The organism is Pseudomonas sp. HN2-3 (genome assembly GCF_020691745.1).
GTDB classification, from domain to species: domain Bacteria; phylum Pseudomonadota; class Gammaproteobacteria; order Pseudomonadales; family Pseudomonadaceae; genus Aquipseudomonas; species Aquipseudomonas capeferrum.
In genome coordinates, this window is record NZ_CP085704.1 from 4062958 (window position 1) to 4081643 (window position 18686).

8 protein-coding genes are annotated in these 18686 nt (G+C 66.0%); 4 read left to right on the top strand and 4 right to left on the bottom strand.

Going from position 1 to position 18686, the window contains the following annotated elements; genetic code table 11:
- Positions 1–762: a thiol:disulfide interchange protein DsbG gene (dsbG, locus tag LJX93_RS18395; RefSeq protein ID WP_033699327.1), complete on the top strand. Its 762-nt coding sequence runs from the start codon at positions 1–3 to the stop codon at positions 760–762.
- Between the two features lie 320 nt (positions 763–1082).
- Here dsbG and LJX93_RS18400 read toward each other — a convergent pair whose 3' ends face one another.
- Positions 1083–14036 carry a non-ribosomal peptide synthetase gene (locus tag LJX93_RS18400; protein ID WP_227696271.1) on the bottom strand — a complete coding sequence of 4318 codons (12954 nt, stop codon included), beginning with the start codon at positions 14034–14036 and terminating at the stop codon, positions 1083–1085.
- A gap of 304 nt (positions 14037–14340) precedes the next feature.
- On the opposite strand from LJX93_RS18400, the gene LJX93_RS18405 reads away from it, so the two are divergent.
- Positions 14341–14871, top strand: coding sequence for an RNA polymerase factor sigma-70 (locus tag LJX93_RS18405; RefSeq protein ID WP_033699331.1), 531 nt, complete (start codon positions 14341–14343; stop codon positions 14869–14871).
- 38 nt (positions 14872–14909) lie between these two features.
- On the opposite strand, the gene LJX93_RS18410 is transcribed toward LJX93_RS18405, so the two are convergent.
- Positions 14910–15923, bottom strand: coding sequence for a GNAT family N-acetyltransferase (locus LJX93_RS18410; RefSeq protein ID WP_033699332.1), 1014 nt, complete (start codon positions 15921–15923; stop codon positions 14910–14912).
- A gap of 63 nt (positions 15924–15986) precedes the next feature.
- Entirely contained in the window at positions 15987–16787 is an 801-nt protein-coding gene (locus tag LJX93_RS18415; RefSeq protein WP_047581306.1) for a substrate-binding periplasmic protein, read from the bottom strand.
- A 171-nt stretch (positions 16788–16958) separates the two neighbouring features.
- Between LJX93_RS18415 and LJX93_RS18420 the strand changes: the two genes are divergently transcribed.
- Positions 16959–17510: an exonuclease domain-containing protein gene (locus tag LJX93_RS18420; protein WP_033699335.1), complete on the top strand. Its 552-nt coding sequence runs from the start codon at positions 16959–16961 to the stop codon at positions 17508–17510.
- 75 nt (positions 17511–17585) lie between these two features.
- Positions 17586–17870, top strand: coding sequence for a pyrimidine/purine nucleoside phosphorylase (locus LJX93_RS18425; RefSeq protein ID WP_033699336.1), 285 nt, complete (start codon positions 17586–17588; stop codon positions 17868–17870).
- Between the two features lie 115 nt (positions 17871–17985).
- Here the strand turns inward: LJX93_RS18425 and LJX93_RS18430 are convergent, their stop codons facing one another.
- Positions 17986–18678: an alpha/beta family hydrolase gene (locus LJX93_RS18430; protein ID WP_047581308.1), complete on the bottom strand. Its 693-nt coding sequence runs from the start codon at positions 18676–18678 to the stop codon at positions 17986–17988.
- Between the last annotated feature and the right edge of the window lie 8 nt (positions 18679–18686).

Below are 18686 nucleotides of genomic sequence, written 5' to 3' on the forward strand. Positions count from 1 at the left end.
ATGCGATTGACTGCACTGCTGCCCCTGTCCCTGGCCCTGCTGGCCGCCCCGCTGCTGCACGCCGAAGAAGCGCTGCCCAAAGCGATCCAGCAACTGCAAGCCAAGGGGGCCGTGATCAAGGGCAGCTTCGATGCCCCCGATGGCCTGCGCGGTTATGCCGCCGAGTACCAGAACAACGGCATCGCCCTGTACCTGACACCTGACGGCAAGCATGTGCTGGTCGGCAGCCTGTTCGACGAACAAGGCCAGGACCTCAGCGCCGCTCCGTTGGACAAGCTGGTCTACGGGCCGATGAGCAAGGCCATCTGGGCGAAGATGGAAAAAACCGCCTGGATCGCCGATGGCAAGGCCGATGCGCCGCGCATCGTCTACCTGTTCAGCGACCCCAACTGCCCGTACTGCAATATGTTCTGGCAGCAGGCGCGGCCATGGGTGGAATCGGGCAAGGTGCAATTGCGCCATATCATGGTCGGCATCATTCGCGAGGACAGCCCGGGCAAGTCGGCGGCGTTGCTGGCGGCCAAGGACCCGGCCAAGGCGCTGGCACAGCACGAGAAGGCCGGCAAGGCCAGTTCGCTCAAGGCGCTGGAGAAGGTGCCAGAGGCGGTGCAGAAGCAGCTGGAAGGGAATATGGCGTTGATGGAGGAAATGGGGTTGCAAGCAACCCCGGCGATCTTCTATCAGGATGAGCAGGGCAACCTGCAGAGCCAGCAAGGGGCGCCAAGGCCGGAGATGCTGGGGAAGATACTCGGCAAGCGGTAGTGCATGCCGTGGGTATTAGGTGGCGGCGCAGATCGAGCGCCGCCCGCGCGGCGCTTCGCGGGGCAAGTCGGATCGCCGCACCGCCGCTCCCACATCTGTTTCGGGCCAGTTATTCCTGAGGCATTGGCGCGCGGCCCCTTGGTGCCCGCCTCAATATCGCGTCGGACAAACAAGGCGGTCGCGCGCCAATAGCACAGGCCTCACTGGCCCGAAACAGATGTGGGAGCGGCGGTGCGGCGATCCGACTTGCCCCGCGAAGCGCCGCGCGGGCGGCGCTCGATCTGCGCCGCCCAACAAAACTCACGGCCTACCCAAAACCCCTACAACCCCTCCAGCTCCGCCATCAGGTCACTAAGCCGGTCAACCTTGTCATCATCCAGCGCACTGCCCTGCAGCCCCTGCACGTACACCGCCAATTCCGCCACGGTGCTGCACTCGAACATCGCCCGCAGCGGCACATTGAGCTGCAATTGCTTCTGCACCCGCGAGGCAATCTGCGTCGCCAGCAATGAATGCCCGCCCAGCTCGAAGAAGTTGTCGTGCACCCCCACCCGTTCGGCCTTGAGCACGTCGGCCCAGATGCCTGCCAGCACCGTTTCCAGCTCGTCACGCGGCGCCTCATAGGCCTGGCTGTGCTGGCCACCGATGTCAATGGCCGGCAGCGCCTTGCGGTCGAGCTTGCCGTTTGCGTTGTGCGGCAGGCTGTCGAACCAGCCCCAGTGCAAGGGCACCATGTACTCCGGCAGCGCAGCGCGCAGGCGCTGCTTGACCTGTTCGAGTAACGCCGCATCGGCGCTGACGCCCTGATGCGCCACCAGGTAGCCGACCAGGTGCTTGCCGTTGACGCCCTCCTGCACGCTCACCGCGGCATCGCGCAACTCTGGCTGCTCGTGCAGGCGCGCTTCGATCTCGCCCAGCTCGATGCGGTAGCCACGGATCTTCACCTGATGATCGATGCGGCCCACGTATTCCAGCACACCGTCCGGACGTTGCCGAGCCAGGTCGCCAGTGCGGTACAGGCGCTCGCCCGGTGCACCATGCGGGTGCGGGATGAAGGCCATGGCCGTCCGCACAGGGTCACCGACATAACCACGGCCCACACCGGTGCCGGCGACACACAGCTCGCCGACCGCGCCCAATGGCACCAAGGTCTGGTCCTCGCCGAACAGGTACAGGCGGTTGTTGTCGGTCGGCGTACCAATCGGCAGGTAGCTGCCGCGGGTCGACTCGACATCGACGCGGAAGAACGCCACATCGTCCGAACACTCCGCCGGGCCGTAGGCATTGACCAGGCCGATCGCCGGGTAACGCTGCAGCCATTGCGCGGCCAGCTCCGGCGGCATCGCCTCGCCGGTCGGCAGCATCCAGCGCAGGCCATCGAGGCTTTGATGATCGTTGGCCAGCATGCCCTGGATCAGCGACGGGACGCTCTCCAGCACGGTGATGCCGGTGGCCTGCACATGCGCCAGCAGGCCCTGCGGGTCATGGGCGATGGCATTCGGCACGATCTCCAGCCTGGCGCCGAACAAAGGTGCGGCAAGGAACTGCCAGACCGAAATATCGAAGCTCTGCGACGCGGTCTGGGCAATCACGTCCTGTTCGCTCAGGGCCAGGTAAGGCACCTTGCTCAGCTGGTTGTTGAGCATGCCGCACTGCTCGACCATCACACCTTTGGGCAACCCGGTGGAGCCCGAGGTGTAGATGACGTAGGCGAGGTTGTCGGGCCCGCTGTGAATACCGGGGTTGTGGCTGGCGATGTTGCTGGCCTGGATGTCTTCCCACACCAGCAGCTTCGGCCGTGCCACGCCACCCAGTTCATCCAGCAATTGGCGACCCTGCTCGGCGCAAGCGGCGCTGCACACCAGCACTGGCGTGCGGCTGAGTTCGACGATGCGCTGCAGGCGTGCGGCCGGCAGGCCCGGGTCCAGCGGCAGGTAACCGGCACCGGCCTTGAAGCTGCCGACGATCATGCCCAGCAACGGCAAACTGCGCTCTGCCAGCAGCGCAACCGGCTGATCGACGCTGACGCCCGCGCCGATCAAGGCATGGCCCAGGCGGTTGGCCGCCAGGTTCAGGCCGGCGTAGTCATAGGACGCTTCCAGGCAGCGTGCCACGGTACGCGGCGGGTGGGCGGCGACCTGCGCCTCGAACTGCTCGACATAGCTCTGCTCCAGGGCATAGGCATGCTCGGTGCGGTTACAGTCTTCCAACAGGAAACGCTGCTCTTCGGCACCCAGCAGCGGCAGGTCACTGACCTCCCCTTCAAAACCCTCTACCAGTGCCAGCAACAGGCGCTTGAATTCGGCCAGCAAGCGCTCGACAGTCGGGTAGTCGAAGTAGCGCTGGTCGAATGACAGGTGCAGGCCCAGGTCATCACCCGGATAGCACACCGCCGTCAACGGGAAGTTGGTGTGGGTACGGCCCGAGTCCGAGCTGGCGTTGAGGTGCTGGGCATGGTCGAGCACCGCAGTTTCCACCGGCGCGTTCTCGAACACGAACAGGCTGTTGAACAGCGGCTGGCCCTTGGGCAGCTCGCTGCATTCCTGAATCGCCACCAACGGCAGGTACTCATATTCGCGCACTTGCATGTTGTGCTCGAGCAAGCCTTGCAGCCAGCTGCGTACACTGCGGCGCTCGCCTGCCGCTGGCAGTTGCACGCGCAAGGCGATGCTGTTGATGAACAGCCCGACGGTGCGCTGCATCTGCGGCATGCTCACCGGGCGCCCGGCCACAGTGACCCCAAAGGCCACGTCGCGGTCGCCGCTGTAGCGCGCCAGCACCAGGGCCCAGGCCGCCTGGGCGAAGGTGTTGATGGTCAGCTGATGGGCCTGGGCCAGTTCACGCAAGCGCACCCCGTCACTGACCTGCAGACGGGTGTAGCAGTCGCCGACGACCATCCCGTCACCGGCGTGGTCGTGGCGCAACGGGCGGTCACTGGGGACCGCGGTGGCCCGCTCGAAGCCGGCCAGGTTGGCCTGCCACCACTGGCGTGCCTCGTCCAGGTCCTGGCGTTGCAGCCAGCTGATGTAGTCGCGGTAACGGGGCGGCACCGGCAGCTGGGCCTGGCGGCCTTCGCCAAGGGCCTGGTAGACCTCGAAGAAGTCGTTCATCAGCAACGAGCGGCACCAGGCATCGATCAGGATGTGGTGATTGCTCATCATGAACCAGTAGCGCGCATCGGCAACCCGCACCAGGCGCAGGTGGAAGGGTGCTTCACAGAGCAAGTCAAAACCGGCCTCACGCTCCTGTTTGTGCAGGCTTTGCAGGCGCGCTTCCTGGGCGCTGTCGTCGAGGCCGCGCCAGTCCTGATAATCCACGGCAGTCTTGCCTGGCTTGTGGATGATCTGCAGCATCGCCTCGCCGGCGTTCCAGCTGAACGATGCGCGCAGTGCCTCATGCCGCGCCACCACCGCCTGCCAGGCCTGGGCGAAGCGGTCGGGGTCGAGCGCACTGTTGATGCGGTAACGGTCCTGCATGTAGTAGATGCCGGTGCCCGGCTCCAGCAGGGTGTGCAGCAGCATGCCTTCCTGCATCGGCGTCAGCGGGTAGACGTCGTCGATCTCGGCGGCGGCGACCGGCAAACTGTCGATCTGCTCCTGGGTCAGGTGCGCCAACGGGAAGTCAGACGGCGTGAAGCTGCCGCTGCCGTCGGCCAGGCAATGGCCGACCAGCGCCAGCAGCTCCTGGCGGTAGCCTTCGGCCAGGGTGGCGATGGTCTGCTCATCGTAGCGTTCGCTGCTGTAGGTCCAGCGCAACTGCAGGGCGCCGGCATAGACCTGGCCGTCGACACTCAGCCAGTTGGGCAGCGCTGCATCGAGGTCATGGGCCAGGCCCGCCGCGGCGTCCAGCGGCTGGAACAGCGCGTCGGCGTCAAACTGCTGGTCGAACTGCCCCAGGTAGTTGAAGGTGATGCGTGCCTGCGGCAGCGCGGCCATGCGTTCACGCCCGGCCTCGTCGACCAGGTAGCGCAGCACGCCATAGCCCTGGCCTTTGTGCGGCACCTGGCGCAGTTGCTCCTTGACCCGTTTGATCGAGCTGGCGCGCGCGGCCTCGTCTTCACCCAGCACCGGGCGCAGGCTCAGCGGGTAGGCATTGGTGAACCAGCCCACGCTGCGGGTCAGGTCCATGTCTTCGAACAGCCCGTCGCGGCCGTGGCCTTCAAGCTGCACCAGCACTTCAGCGTCACCACTCCAGCGGCACAAGGTACGGGCCAGGGCCGTCAGCAGCAGGTCGTTGACCTGGGTGTGGTAGGCCGCCGGCGCCTGTTGCAGCAACTGGCGGGTCTGTTCTGCATCGAGGCCGATGGCCAGGGTCCGGGCGTGGCGGTGCAGGTTGCCACCCTGCGGGTGATCACACGGCAGTTCGTGGCGCACAGCGCCAAGCTGGCCGTGCCACCAGTCCAGCTCGTCGCGCAGCGAGTCGCTGCCGGCATAGCTGGCCAGGCGCGCAGCCCAGTCGCTCATGGCATGGGTCTTGGCCGCCAGCGGCTGGCCACGGTACAGCGCCTGCAAGTCTTCGAGCAGCACACGCCAGGACACACCGTCGACCACCAGGTGATGGATGGCCAGCAGCAGGCGTTGGCTGCCCTGCCCGTCCGCCACCAGCAAGGCGCGCAGCAGCGGGCCTTGTTCCAGGTCGAGGCTGCGCTGCAGGTCGGTGTACAACGCCTGGCAGTCATCGAAGTCGGCGACTGTCGCGGCCCACAGCAACTGCTGAGGGGCAGGCTGGGCGTACTCGGCCTGCCAGCGGCCACTGGCCTGGCTGAAACGCAGGCGCAGGCTGTCATGGTGCTGCACCAGCGCGACCAGGGCCTGCTCCAGTGCCGCAGCGTCCAGTGGCTGGCGCGCCTGCAGCAGCACTGCCTGGTTCCAGTGCTGAGGCTGGGCCACCTCGCTGTCGAAGAACCAGTGCTGGATCGGCGTCAGGCCGCTGTGCCCCTGGCGCAGGCCTTGCTCGATGCCAGTTGGCGCGGCGCTCAGGCTGGCCACGGTGGCCAAGGTCTGGATAGTCTGGTGCTGGAACAGATCGCGCGGGGTGAACTGCAGGCCCAACTGGCGGGCACGGCTGACCACCTGGATCGACAGGATCGAGTCGCCACCCAGTTCGAAGAAATTGTCCTGCACACCAACGCGGGGAAGGTTGAGCACATCGCACCACACCTGCGCCAGCTGCGCTTCCACCTCATTGCTCGGCGCCTGGTAATGCTGGCGCGCCTGCTCCAGGTCCGGCAACGGCAGTGCGCGGCGGTCGAGTTTGCCGTTGCCCATCAGCGGCAAGCTGTCGAGCAGGACCAGGTGAGCGGGCACCATGTAGTCCGGCAGGTGCTGGCGGGCATCGGCCTTGACCGCTTCGCGCAGCACGGCCTGAGCCTCACTGCCGGCACCGGCCTGCTTGCACACCAGGTAGCCAACCAGTTGCTTGCCACCCGGCAGGTCGAGGGCCAGCACCACGGCCTCGTCGACCTCTGCATGCGCCTGCAGGCGGCTTTCGATTTCGCCCAGCTCGATACGGAAGCCGCGAATCTTCACCTGCTGGTCGGCACGGCCGACGTACTCGACCAAGCCATCGGTGCCCAGGCGGACCAGGTCACCGGTGCGGTACAGCCGGCCACCCTCGGCACAGAACGGGTCGGCGACGAAGCGCTCGGCGCTCAGCCCCGGGCGGTCGTGATACCCCTGGGCCAGGCCGGCACCGCCGACATACAGCTCGCCGATACCGCCTTGTGGCAACAGGGCCAGGTCTTCGTCGAGGATGTAGGCGCTGCGGGCGCCAATCACCCGGCCGATCGGCACGCTGCCCATGTCGGCCGACAGCGTTTGCGGGGCCAGGCAGGCCAGCGGCATGACCACGGTTTCGGTCGGGCCGTAGGCATTGAAGAACTGCTGCGGCGCGAACGCCTGGCGAATGCGCTGCAGGTGCTCGCCGGTCAACGCTTCACCGCCGGTGATCACCAGGCGCACCGGCAACTGCTCGCCCTGCCCTGCCAGGTACTGGGCCAACTGGCTGCCGTAGCTTGGGGTGAAGCCAAGGATACTCACCTGCTGCTCACGCACCAGTTGGCAGATCTCTTCAGCGCCCCACTGGCCTTGGGCGCGGATCACCACGCGGGCACCGCACAGCAGCGGCGTCAGCAGGCGCTCGCTGGCGGCGTCGAAGTTGATCGAATAGAAGTGCAGCTCGCAGTCGTCGCTGCGCATGCCGAAGGCCTCGATCACAGCCTGGCAATGCATGGCGATTTCACCGTGGCTGACCACCACGCCCTTGGGCTTGCCGGTCGAGCCCGAGGTGTAGATCAGATAGGCCTGATGTTGCGGCAGGTTGAGGTTATCCAGCGCGGCATCGCTGAAGGCCGACAAGCTGGACGCATCGTCTTCCAGGCTCCAGCGGGCCACACCTTCAGGCAGCTCGCCAAGGGTTTCTAGCAGCGCGCGCTGGCCGAGCAGCAGGCCAATACGGCTGTCTTCGATCATGTAGCGCAAGCGGTCGAGCGGGTACTCCGGGTCGAGCGGCACATAGGCACCGCCCGCCTTGAGGATGGCCAGCAAGCCGATGACCATTTCCAGCGAACGTTCCAGGGCCAGGCCGACGCGCACCTGCGGGCCGACCCCGCGCTCGCGCAGGGCGCGGGCCAGGCGGTTGGCCTGCTGGTCCAGCTCGGCGTAGCTCAGGTGCTGGCCGGCGAAGGTCAGCGCCAGCGCGTGCGGCGTGCGTGAAGCTTGGGCGGCGAACAGGCCGTGCAAGGTCTGGTCGAGCGCGCCATGCTGCGCGCCCTGCAACTGGCCAACCAGCACCTGTTGCTCGTCGGGGCTCAGCATCGGCAGCTCGCACAGGCGCTGTTGCGGGTCGTCCAGCAGGCCGGCCAGCAGTTGCTGCCAGTGTTCAGCCATGCGCCCGATGCGCGGCGCGTCGAACAGGTCACGGCTGTAGGTCAGGCAGCAGCCCAGGCGGCCATCGAGGTCAGTGACTTCCAAGTACAGGTCGAACTTGGTGGCGCTGGCGTCGTTGACCAGGTAGTCGACCTGCATGCCGGCCAGCTCCCGGCTTTGCTGGAACGCCCAGCGCTGGACGTTGCACATCACCTGGAACAGCGGGTTGTAGGCGCTGCTGCGCGGCGGTTGCAGGGCTTCGACCAACTGGTCGAACGGCAAGTCCTGGTGCGACTGGCCTTCGATGGCGGCCTGGCGCATCTGCTCCAGCAGTGCGGCGGCGGTCATGTGGCCGTCCAGCTCGCAACGCAGTACCTGGGTGTTGAGGAAGGCGCCGATCAGCCCCTCGCTTTCCGGGCGGATGCGGTTGGCCACCGGGGCACCGATGCGCAGGTCACGCTGGCCGCTGTAGCGGTGCAGCAAGGCCGCCAGGGTGGCCGTCATGGTCATGAACAGGGTCAGCCCACGCTGGCTGTTGAAGGCATGCACACGGGCCACCAGCGCCGGGTCGAGCTCGAAGCGGTACAGCTCGCCACGGTGGCTCTGCACTGCCGGGCGCGGGCGATCGGTGGGCAATGCCAGCACCGGGTGCTCATCGCCCAGGCGGGCTTTCCAGTAGGCCAACTGGCGCGCGCCTTCGCCGCTTTCCAGCCAGTGCCGCTGCCACACGCTGTAATCCAGGTATTGCACCGGCAGCGGCGCCAGGGGCGACTCGCGATCATCGACGAAGGCTTCGTACAGCTCGCCAAGCTCGCGGGCGAAGATGTCCATGGCCCAGCCTTCGGTGACGATGTGGTGCAAGGTCAGCACAAAGTAGTGCTCACGCTCCTGGGCCTTGACCAGGCAGGCGCGCAGCAGTGGCCCGCGCTCCAGGTCGAACGGCTGGTGCGCCTGGTCGTCTGCCAGCTGATGCAGGCGTTGCTCGCGGGCCTCGGCGGGCAAGGTGCTGAAGTCGTGCCAGCCAAGCTGCAAGCCGCTGTCTTCGGCCACGCACTGGTACGCTGCGCCGTCGATGCTGGGGAAGGTGGTGCGCAGGGTTTCGTGGCGCACGATCAGGGCCTGCAGCGCACGCTCGAAGGCGTCCACGTGCAGGGTGCCACGCAGGCGCGCCATGCCGCCGACGTTGTAGGCGGGGCTGTCTGGCTCCATCTGCCAGAGGAACCACATGCGCTGTTGCGAGTACGACAACGGCACGGCCTGGCGGCGGTCGACGCGGGCGATCTCGCCTTGCAGGTTACGCTCGCCGGCATCTCGGATGCGCGTGATCTCGGCGCAGAAGGCGCCCAGCTCGCTGGCTTCGAACAGGACTTTGAGCGGCAGTTCGACATCGCACGCCTGGCGGGTTCGCGAAACGATCTGGGTGGCGAGCAGCGAATGGCCGCCGAGGGCGAAGAAGTCGTCCTGCAGGCCGACACGCGGCAGGTTCAAGACCTCACACCAGATCGCCGCCACCTGTTGCTGCAACGCACTCTGCGGCGCCACATGCTCGCGCTGCTGCCACACAGGGGCTGGCAGCGCCTTGCGATCGACCTTGCCGCTCGGGCCCAAGGGCATGTGCGCCAGCGCGATCAGCTGCGCCGGCACCATGTAGGCCGGCAGTTGCTCGGCCAGAGCGGCCAACAGGGTGGCAGGCTCGGCCGCGCCGCTGTAGTAGCCGACCAGCTGTGCACCCAGCGCATCCTTGTGGATCAGCACCAGCGCCTGCTCGACACCAGGCTGCGCCAGCAGGCACGCCTGAACCTCTTCAGGCTCGACGCGAAAACCGCGAACCTTCACCTGCTGGTCGAGGCGCCCGAGGTATTCCAGCGCCTGGAGCTGGGTTTGCCAGCGGGCACGGTCGCCACTGCGGTACAGGCGCTGGCCGTCACCGTCGGCCTGGGGCACGAAGCGCTCGGCGGTGAGGCCCGGGCGGCCCAGGTAGCCACGGGCCAGGCCCGCGCCGCCCAGGTACAACTCACCCGGCACGCCCGGGGCAGTCAGTTCCAGCTCATCGTCCAGCACGCGGCACAGCACGTTGCCCAGCGGGCGGCCAATCGGCGAACGCTCGCCGTCTTCGGCCTGGCAGTGCCAGTGGGTGACGTTGATGGCGGTTTCGGTCGGGCCGTAGCGGTTGTGCAACTGCACCTGGGGCAGCACTTGCAGCACACGGTCACGCAGGGTCGCGGACAATGCCTCACCCCCGGAGAACAGCCGGCGCAGGCTGGTGCAGGCTGCGGCCTGCGGCTCCTGCACAAACACTTGCAACAACGGCGGCACGAAGTGCAGCGTGGTCACGCCATGCTGCTGCACCAGCGCAGCGATGCGTTGGGGGTCACGGTGTTCGCCGGGGCCAGCCAGCACCAGCTTGCAGCCGGTGATCAGCGGCCAGAAGCACTCCCACACCGAGACGTCGAAGCTGATAGGCGCTTTTTGCATCAGCACATCAGCGTCGTTCAGCGCATAGGTGGTTTGCATCCACTGCAGGCGTTCGGCCAGGGCGGCATGGGTATTACCCACGCCCTTGGGCTGGCCGGTGGAACCCGAGGTGTAGATCACATAGGCCAGGTTGTCGCCGTGCAGGTGCAGGCCTGGGGCTTGGCTGGGCCAGCTGTCCAGGTGCAGCTGGTCCAGGGCGATGGCGCTGACACCTTCGACCTGCGGCAGCTTGCCCAGCAAGGCGCTGTGGCTCAGCAGCAGGCTGGCGTTGCAGTCGCCGAGCATGTAGGCCAGGCGCTCGGCCGGGTAGTCCACGTCCAGCGGCACGTAGGCGCCGCCGGCCTTGAGGATGGCCAGCAGGCCGACCAGCAACTGCGGCGAGCGCTCGACGGCGATGGCCACGCAGGTGTCGGGGCCAACGCCTTTGTCACGCAGGTAATGGGCAAGGCGGTTGGCCTGCTGGTGCAGCTCGGCATAGTCGAGGCTGCCACCCTGCCAGGCCAGCGCAATGCGCTGTGGGGTCAGCCGAGCCTGCTCGTTGAGCTGTTCGACCAGCAGGCGCTCGGGCGCCGCGGCGGCTGCCTGGCCCCAGCCGAGCACCTGCGCGCGGCTGTGCTCATTGAGCAGTTGCACCTCGCCCAGCGCCAAATGCGGCTGGGCGCAGACCTGCTCCAGCAACGCCAGCAGGTGCGCGGCCAGGCGCTTGACGGTACTGGCCTCGAACAGCTCGGCGGCATAGTCGAAGGCCAGCGTCAGGCGGCCTTGATGGTCCTCTTCGCTATGCAGCTGCAGGTCGAACTTGGCTTCGCGGCTGTGCCAGGGCAGCTCTTCGGCAAGCAGGCCAGGCAAGCGGCGCAAGGCCGAAAGGTCGCGTTGCTGATGGTTGAACATGACCTGGAACAGGCCCTGTTCGCGGGCTTCTGGCAGGGCTTCGAGGAGCTGCTCGAAAGGCAGGTCCTGGTTGGCCTGGGCCTCGAGGGTGGCTTGGCGTGCCTGGGCCAGCAGTTGCTCGAAGGGCAAGCGGCCATGCAGCTGCGCACGCAGCACCTGGCTGTTGATGAAGAAGCCGACCAGGCCCTGGGTTTCCAGGCGCGGGCGGTTGGCATTGGGCACGCCGACACGGATGTCTGCCTGGCCGCTGTAGCGGTGCAGCACACCTTGCCAGCCGGCCAGCAGCACCATGAACAGGCTCGCCTGCTGCTCGCGGGCCAGGCCCTTGAGCGCCTCGGTCAGTTTGGCCGGCACTTTCAGGTTGTAACGTGCCGCACGTTTGTCACGCTGGCTGGCGCGGGGCTGGTCGGTGCACAGGTCGAGCACCGGCACCGCATCGCCCAGCTTGGCCTTCCAGTAGTGCAACTGGCGTTCGGCTTCACCGTCGGCCAGCCATTGCCGCTGCCAGGTGCCGTAGTCGGCGTAACCCAGCGGCAGGGGCGCCAGGTCGGCTGCATGGCCTTGGCAGTGCGCAGCGTACAGCCTGGCGAATTCGTCGAGCAGAATGTTCAGCGACCAGCCATCGGCGACGATGTGGTGCAGGGTCACCCACAGCTGATGCTCGTCATCGTCCAGGCGCGCCAGGGTCACGCGCAGCAAGGGGCCTCGGCCAAGGTCGAACGGCTGCTGGGCCTCTTCCTCGCGGCATGCTGCAACCTGCGCGGGCGCCTGGCCTTCGAGGTCCAGCCGATGCAGGCTGAACGGCTGCTGTGCCAGGATCCGCTGCCGGGCCTGGCCGTCCTCTTCGCTGAAGACCGTGCGCAAGGATTCATGGCGCGCGACCAGGGCCTGGAAGGTCGCCTCCAGTGCAACGACGTCCAGCTCACCGCGCAGGTGCAGGCCGGCCGGAATGTTGTAGGCCGCCGATTGCGGCTCGAGTTGCCAGAGCAGCCACAGGCGGTTCTGTGCCAGTGATTGCGGCAGCGACTGGTCACGCTCGAGGGTGGCGATGCCGGCCGATTGTGCCCCTCCTTCGGCAACGATCGCCGCCACAGCGGCGCTGTACTCACCCAGCAGCGGGGCTTCGAACAGGGTGCGCAGGCCCAGGTTGATGCCCAGCTCATCGGCCAGGCGCGCCGTGGCCTGGGTGGCCGCGATGGAGTTGCCGCCCAGCAGCAGGAAGTGATCGTCCGCCGCCACGGCTTCGACCTTGAGCACATCACGCCACACAGCGGCGATGCGCGCCTGCAGGTCGTCGGCCGGCGCGCCGCTTGGGTGCTGCTCGCTGGCCTCCGGGAAGCGCGCGTAACAGTCCAGGCTGCCATCGTCCATGCGCTGGCGGCAGGCCGAGCGCTGGAGCTTGCCGCTGGAGGTCTTGGGCAGTGCGCCCGGGTTGAGTAACAGGACCACGGCCGGCGCCTGGCGGCAGGCGTCGGCGATGACCTGGCGCAAGGTCTTGATCAGCGCCTGAGGCTCGACGGCTTTTTGCACATTGCGGCTGACTTCCACCGCCACGCCGATGCCCTCCTCGCCCTGATGGTCCACGGCAAACACCGCTACGCGGCCTTTGCGCAGCACATCGACTTCGCGCTCCAGGGTTTTTTCCAGGTCTTGCGGGTAGAGGTTCTGGCCGCGGACGATGAGCATGTCTTTCAAGCGCCCGGTAACGAACACTTCGCCATCGCGCATAAAACCCAGGTCGCCGGTGCGCAGCCAGGTCTGGCCGTCCATTTCGACGAAAGTGCGGGCGCTGGCCTCGGGGTTGCGCCAGTAGCCCAAGGCGATGCTCGGGCCGCCCGCCCAGACCTCACCGACCAAGTTGTCGCCCAGCACTTCCAGGCGCTGCGGCTCGACAATGCGCACCGCATGCCCTGGCTGCGGGTAGCCACAGCTCATCAGCACACTGCCGCTACCAGGTTCGGCGCGGTTGGCGGCGAAGGCCTCGGCATCCACCTCCAGCGCGCCGATGCCCTGGCCGCGTCGGCTGCCGCTGACGAACAGGGTCGCCTCGGCAAGGCCGTAACTGGCGAAGAAGCTGTGCGGGTCGAAGCCACAGGCCTGGAACTTGTCGGCGAAGGTCGCCAGGCTGTCCTGGCGGATCGGTTCGGAGCCGGAATAGGCCACGCGCCAGCGGCGCAGGTCAAGCCCCGCCAGGGAGGCCTCGCTGACCCGCTCGCTGCACAGGCGGTAGGCGAAGTCGGGGCCGCCGCTGATGGTGCCGCCGTAATCGCTGATTGCCTGCAGCCAGCGCAGTGGCCGGGCGAGGAAGTAGCCAGGCGACATCAGCACGCAGGGCACGCCGCTGAAGATCGGCTGCAGCAGGCCGCCGATCAGGCCCATGTCGTGGTACAGCGGCAGCCAGCTGACGATGACGTCGTCGGGGTTCACATCGATGCCGAAACCGTGACGGATCAACTGCTCGTTGGCCACCAGGTTGCCATGGCTGACCTGCACGCCCTTGGGCAGCGCGGTGGAGCCTGAGGTGTACTGGAGGAAGGCGATGTCATCGCCGGCCAGGGCAGGCTCTTGCCAGGCATCGGCCAGGGCCGGGTCAAGTCCATCCACCGCCAGCAGCGCGGGGGCATTGGCCGCCGCCAGCGCGTCCAAGCCCTGCAAGCTGTCGTGCAGCGCGGCCACGGTCAGCAGCAGGCGCGGCTCGGCATCGTCGATGATCGACAGCAGGCGTTGCTGGTGATGGTGGCGCGTGGACTCTGGGGGATACGCCGGCACGGCGATGACGCCGGCATACAGGCAGCCAAAGAACGCCGCGACATAGTCCGGGCCGCTGGGGAACAGCAGCACCGCACGGTCGCCGAACCCTGCGCGGGCCTGCAAGGCAGCGGCGATGGTGCGCGCGCGGCGGTCCAGGTCCCGGTAGCTGAGCACGGCCTGCTCGCCGGGCGCATCGGCCAGAAAGCGCAGGGCTATCTTGTCCGGGGTCTGCGCGGCGCGTTGCGCGAGGGCCTGGACCAGCGAGAGCGGGAGTTCGAAGGCGTCCGTCATGGGGTGTTCCTGCCAGTGTCTGGTGAAGTCGGGCCGGCTGCTCCGCGAACGTCGGCGGGCAGCGCACGGCGGCCGGATGTACACAGGGGAACGGATGGGCAGGGGAAGAAATTAACCGGATTGCGCGGTGGCAGGCACGGCGAAAGGTGAACTGTTTCACGCGGGCTGCTTAGAACCGAAACTTACAGATACTAATTACGTTTCGTATTTGACAATCATTATCATTCTGAATAGCTTGTCGCACGTCTCAGGAAGCTTCCCAACGTTGGGTGCCTCCCCCCCTCTCTGTGACAAGGTGATTTCCATGGCGGAACAGCTATCCACAAGTAAGTGCGATTCACCATTACTCCAGGCCTTCGTCGACAATCGCAGCATTCTGGTCAAGATTGCTGCGCGCATCACCGGCTGCCGCTCACGCGCGGAAGACGTGGTGCAGGATGCATTCTTCCGGCTCAGTGCCGCCCCGCAGATCACCTCGTCATTCAAGGCGCAGCTGAGCTACCTGTTCCAGATCGTGCGCAACCTGGCCATCGACCACTACCGCAAACAGGCGATGGAGCTGAAGTACTCCGGCAGCGAAGAGGAAGGCCTGAACGTGGTCATCCAGAACGCCTCGCCCGAAGCCACGCACATCAACCTTGCCGCCCTCGATGACATTGCCGAAGCATTGAACGAGCTGCCACAGCGCACCCGTTACGCGTTCGAGATGTACCGTTTGCACGGCGTGCCGCAGAAGGACATCGCCAAGGAACTCGGCGTGTCGCCGACCTTGGTCAACTTCATGATCCGCGACGCCTTGGTGCATTGCCGCAAGACGGCTAACCGTCAGGTTTGAATTTATGAGTGTTGGGGGCGCATTGCCCCCCAGCACTCTCAGACCAGCGTGCACCGATCAAAAAACCGCTCCCGCCCCAGAATCATCAGCGCCGCGCGTTTGTGCGGGAAATCGAATTCCTTCTCGCAATGGAAGCACTGGTCGTGCATGTAGCCGATCATCTTGCCGTTGTCCGCACGCGGCTCGGCCACCACCCGCTGAGTGCGCGGGTCATCGAGGAACAGGTAGTGCACCAGCGCCGATAACCAGCTGGCCACCTTGTGCGGCCCACGGTGCGCCTCCTCCCCCACCAGCATGTGGATGCCGCGGTCGTAATCATCGGCCGCGTAGAACGGCGCAATGCGATCTTCCTTGGCCCAGTACGCTTCGAAGTAGGCGAACGGCTCGTCGTCGAAACAGCCGATCAAGGTGAGGGTATGCGGGTCGGCTTGCAGCTTTGCCAGGTATTCATGGTGCTGCTGCAAGGTGCCGCCCTCCTGCCAGAACTTGTCGACCCGCGGGGTGTTCTGCCAGCGATTGAAGCGTTCCAGGTCCTGATCGATCTCCAGGGTACGCAGCGATACCCAGCTGCCCAGGCGTGCATCGAAACGTCGGTACACTTCGCCACGCGGCTTGGGCGCCCGGCGCGGGTGGCGCTTGCCGTTGCTGATCTGCATCTGCTGGGGGTACACCCCGGCGATCGACTCGCCAAGCCAGGGTTGGGGCAACTGCCAGAACAACGTACGTTCGCACAGGTACACGCCCGCCTGCTCGCCGGGCACCAACAGGCCGCTGACGAGGGCTTCGGGCAGCACTTCGGGCAAGTGCCAGGCCAGGCGCTGGCGGGCGACATCGCGTGCCAGCAGCCAATAGCAGGCAGCCCACAACGCCTGGTAAGGGCGCTCTGGGCAAAGGCTTTCAAGGTGCACCTCAAGCGCCGCGCCCTGGGCCAGGCGCAGCTGGATCAAAGGGCGACCGGCAAGGGTCAGGCTCAGCCAGCTCTCGCCCTCATCGGCGCTGAGGGTGCGCCAGCGTGGCGCTGACAGTGGCTGCGAAGCGGCATCGAACGGCATGGTCTTGGCTCACGAAAATGAAGAGAAGGCACACTGCTAAAAACGTTGTCGCTGCACGGGAATTTAGTCGCGCGGTGCCTGTACCGTGATCCGGTAGGGCTGAAAGATACGCGTCAGCTCACCATTCTCGCGCAGGGCACGCATCAAGGCCGCGAACGATTGCTCGCCGATGGGCGCGCCAGGGCGCAGCAAAGCGTAGTGGTGATAGACCTGATCGATACGCTGCGAGGCAACCAGTTGCGCCTGGCTGCCCGGGTTACGGTCGAGAAAGTCGCTGAGGTAAGAGCGGGTGACCAGGGCGATGTCGGCGCGGCCGGCCTGCACCATCAGCAGGTTGCTGTCGTGGGAATAGGTCAGCGTCGCATTGAAGGCTTTGCGCAGGTAGTCCGGGTCGGCGTTGAAGCTGGCGAACGCATAGTGGTAACCGTTGAACAGCGCCAGGCGCTTGCCGCGCAGCTCATCGAAGTAATGCGGGTCGCGGCCGTTGGCCTTGGCGGCGACGAACACTTCGGCATCTTCCAGGCCCATGTCCACTGTCTGGTGGGCAATCTGCTGCCAGCCCCACTGTGGGTTCTCGAAGACCGCCATGTCGGTGCGGCCCTGCTGCAAATCACCAAAGCGCCGCTGAATGGAGGTGGGCACCAAGACAAAGTGGTAGCCCTGCTGGGAGCGGTTAAGGGCGTCGATCAATTGTGGCAACAGACCCGTATCGGCCCCCTGTTCGGGGCGAACGGTGTAAGGCGGGAAATGCGCGGCACCAATCTTCACTTCGATCGCGTCGCCAGCCCAGCCTGGTACCGCCAACCAGAAGCCGGCCAGCAACAGCAGAGTGGACAAGGCCTTTGGGCCGGGCGCTGAAGTCAAGACGGACACTCATCACGGTTCGTACCTGGTTGCGCCTAAGCTAGGCGTTTTCCGGGCAGGGCACAACAGCTGGTCGCTGGTCTTTGCGCCAAAGCAGGCGGCAAATTGCCAGGGGGTGCCGTAAGGCCCGACATTGGCTACGCTCTAGCAGGATCTGCAAGGGAGCCTGGTATGGGCCATTGGTTGGTGATCGACCTGGAAGCCACCACCGACGATGGTGGGTGGCCGGTCACAGAGATGGAAATCATAGAAATCGGCGCAAGCCTGGTGACCCGCGAAGGCCGCGAAGTCGACCACTTCCAGCGCTTCGTGCGGCCCAGGCGACGGCCGCAACTGACGCCGTTCTGCCGTGAACTGACGCACATCAGCCAGGCCAGCGTCGACAGCGCTGCGGCCTTCCCGGAGGTGTGGGCACGGTTCGAGCGCTGGCTGGGGCACCACCGCGGGCAGTTGCAGGCGTGGGTCAGCTGGGGTGACTACGACCGCCAGCAACTGCTTCAGGAATGGCAGCAGCACGGGCTCGACAGCCTGCTGCGCAGCGTGCCGCACATCAACCTCAAGCAGCGCTTCGCCAAGGCCCGCCACCTGCAGCGGCCGACGGGCCTCAATGGTGCCTTGCAACTGGCTGGCATGCACTTCTGCGGGCAGCAGCACCGGGCCCTGGAAGATGCGCGCAACACGGCGCGGCTGCTGCCCTTGAGCCTGCCGGCCAAGGGCACCTGAAAGCAGATGACGACGGGGATGGCCTTGGGCATACTGGCCAGCGCTTTTTCATCCCCCTCTTTTCAGGAGTCGCCCATGTTCCAGGTCAACGAGTACTTCAACGGCACCGTCAAGTCGATCGCATTCGCGGGCGAAGAAGGCCCGGCCACCGTGGGTGTGATGGCACCGGGCGAATACGAGTTCGGCACTGCCAAGCGCGAAATCATGCATGTGGTTTCCGGCGCATTGACCGTCAAGCTGCCGGGTAGCGACAACTGGGAAACCTTCAACGCGGGCGACAAATTCAATGTTGCCGCTGACAGCAAGTTCCAGCTGAAGGTAGCGGTGGACACTGCTTACCTGTGCGAGTACCGCGACTAAGCGATAGCCTGCATCGACCTCTTCGCGGGGCGAGCCCGCGCCCACAAGTACCCCACTGTACTCAGGCTCAGTCAGGTATCTGTGGGAGCGGGCTTGCCCCGCGAAGAGGCCAGCACTATTTCAACAAGAATTCCGCCACCTGCTCGGCCGCCGCCTGCATATGCTGGGCATGGCTGAACCCCGAAGCCTTCAACGGCTTCAGGTCATGATCCCCCGCCACCCGCCAGCTCACCTCGATCGCTGGTGACAGCGCATACCCCGCCACCGCCTCACGATTACCCAACGCATCGCGCTCGCCCTGCACGATCAAGGTCGGCGTCTTCAGCCCCGCCAGGTGCTCGACCCTGGGTTTCTCCGGCTTGCCCACCGCATAGAACGGATACCCCAGGCAAACCAGTGCATCCACCCCAAGCTCGTCCGCCACCAGGCTGGCCATGCGCCCGCCCATGGACTTGCCGCCAATGGCCAATGTGCCCGCGACCAAAGGTCGCACCTGCCGGTATACCTCGCGCCAGCACTCCAGCAGAACCTTCTGCGGATTGGGCGGCCGCTTGCCACCGTTCACGCGGCGTTCGGCCATGTACGGGAACTCGAAGCGAATCACCCCCACCCCAAGCGCCGCAAGCCTTTGCGCCATCTCGTTCATGAACCCGCTGTCCATCGGCGCACCGGCGCCGTGGGCCAGGATCAGGCAGCCTTTGTAGCCCTCATCCCCTTGAATTTGCGGAGGATCGCAGCGCAAGCCTGGGACATTTCCGACCTTCGCCCATTGATCCCCGTCAATACCGGCACTTTGCCCATTAATCATGCTTGCCT

What these genes read in the sequence shown, in the direction of transcription:
- LJX93_RS18405 (WP_033699331.1), top strand. Translation starts at nt 14,341, where the DNA reads ATGGCGGAACAGCTATCCACAAGTAAGTGCGATTCACCATTACTCCAG.
- LJX93_RS18400 (WP_227696271.1), bottom strand. Translation starts at nt 14,036, where the DNA reads ATGACGGACGCCTTCGAACTCCCGCTCTCGCTGGTCCAGGCCCTCGCG.
- LJX93_RS18425 (WP_033699336.1), top strand. Translation starts at nt 17,586, where the DNA reads ATGTTCCAGGTCAACGAGTACTTCAACGGCACCGTCAAGTCGATCGCA.
- dsbG (WP_033699327.1), top strand. Translation starts at nt 1, where the DNA reads ATGCGATTGACTGCACTGCTGCCCCTGTCCCTGGCCCTGCTGGCCGCC.
- LJX93_RS18420 (WP_033699335.1), top strand. Translation starts at nt 16,959, where the DNA reads ATGGGCCATTGGTTGGTGATCGACCTGGAAGCCACCACCGACGATGGT.
- LJX93_RS18430 (WP_047581308.1), bottom strand. Translation starts at nt 18,678, where the DNA reads ATGATTAATGGGCAAAGTGCCGGTATTGACGGGGATCAATGGGCGAAG.
- LJX93_RS18410 (WP_033699332.1), bottom strand. Translation starts at nt 15,923, where the DNA reads ATGCCGTTCGATGCCGCTTCGCAGCCACTGTCAGCGCCACGCTGGCGC.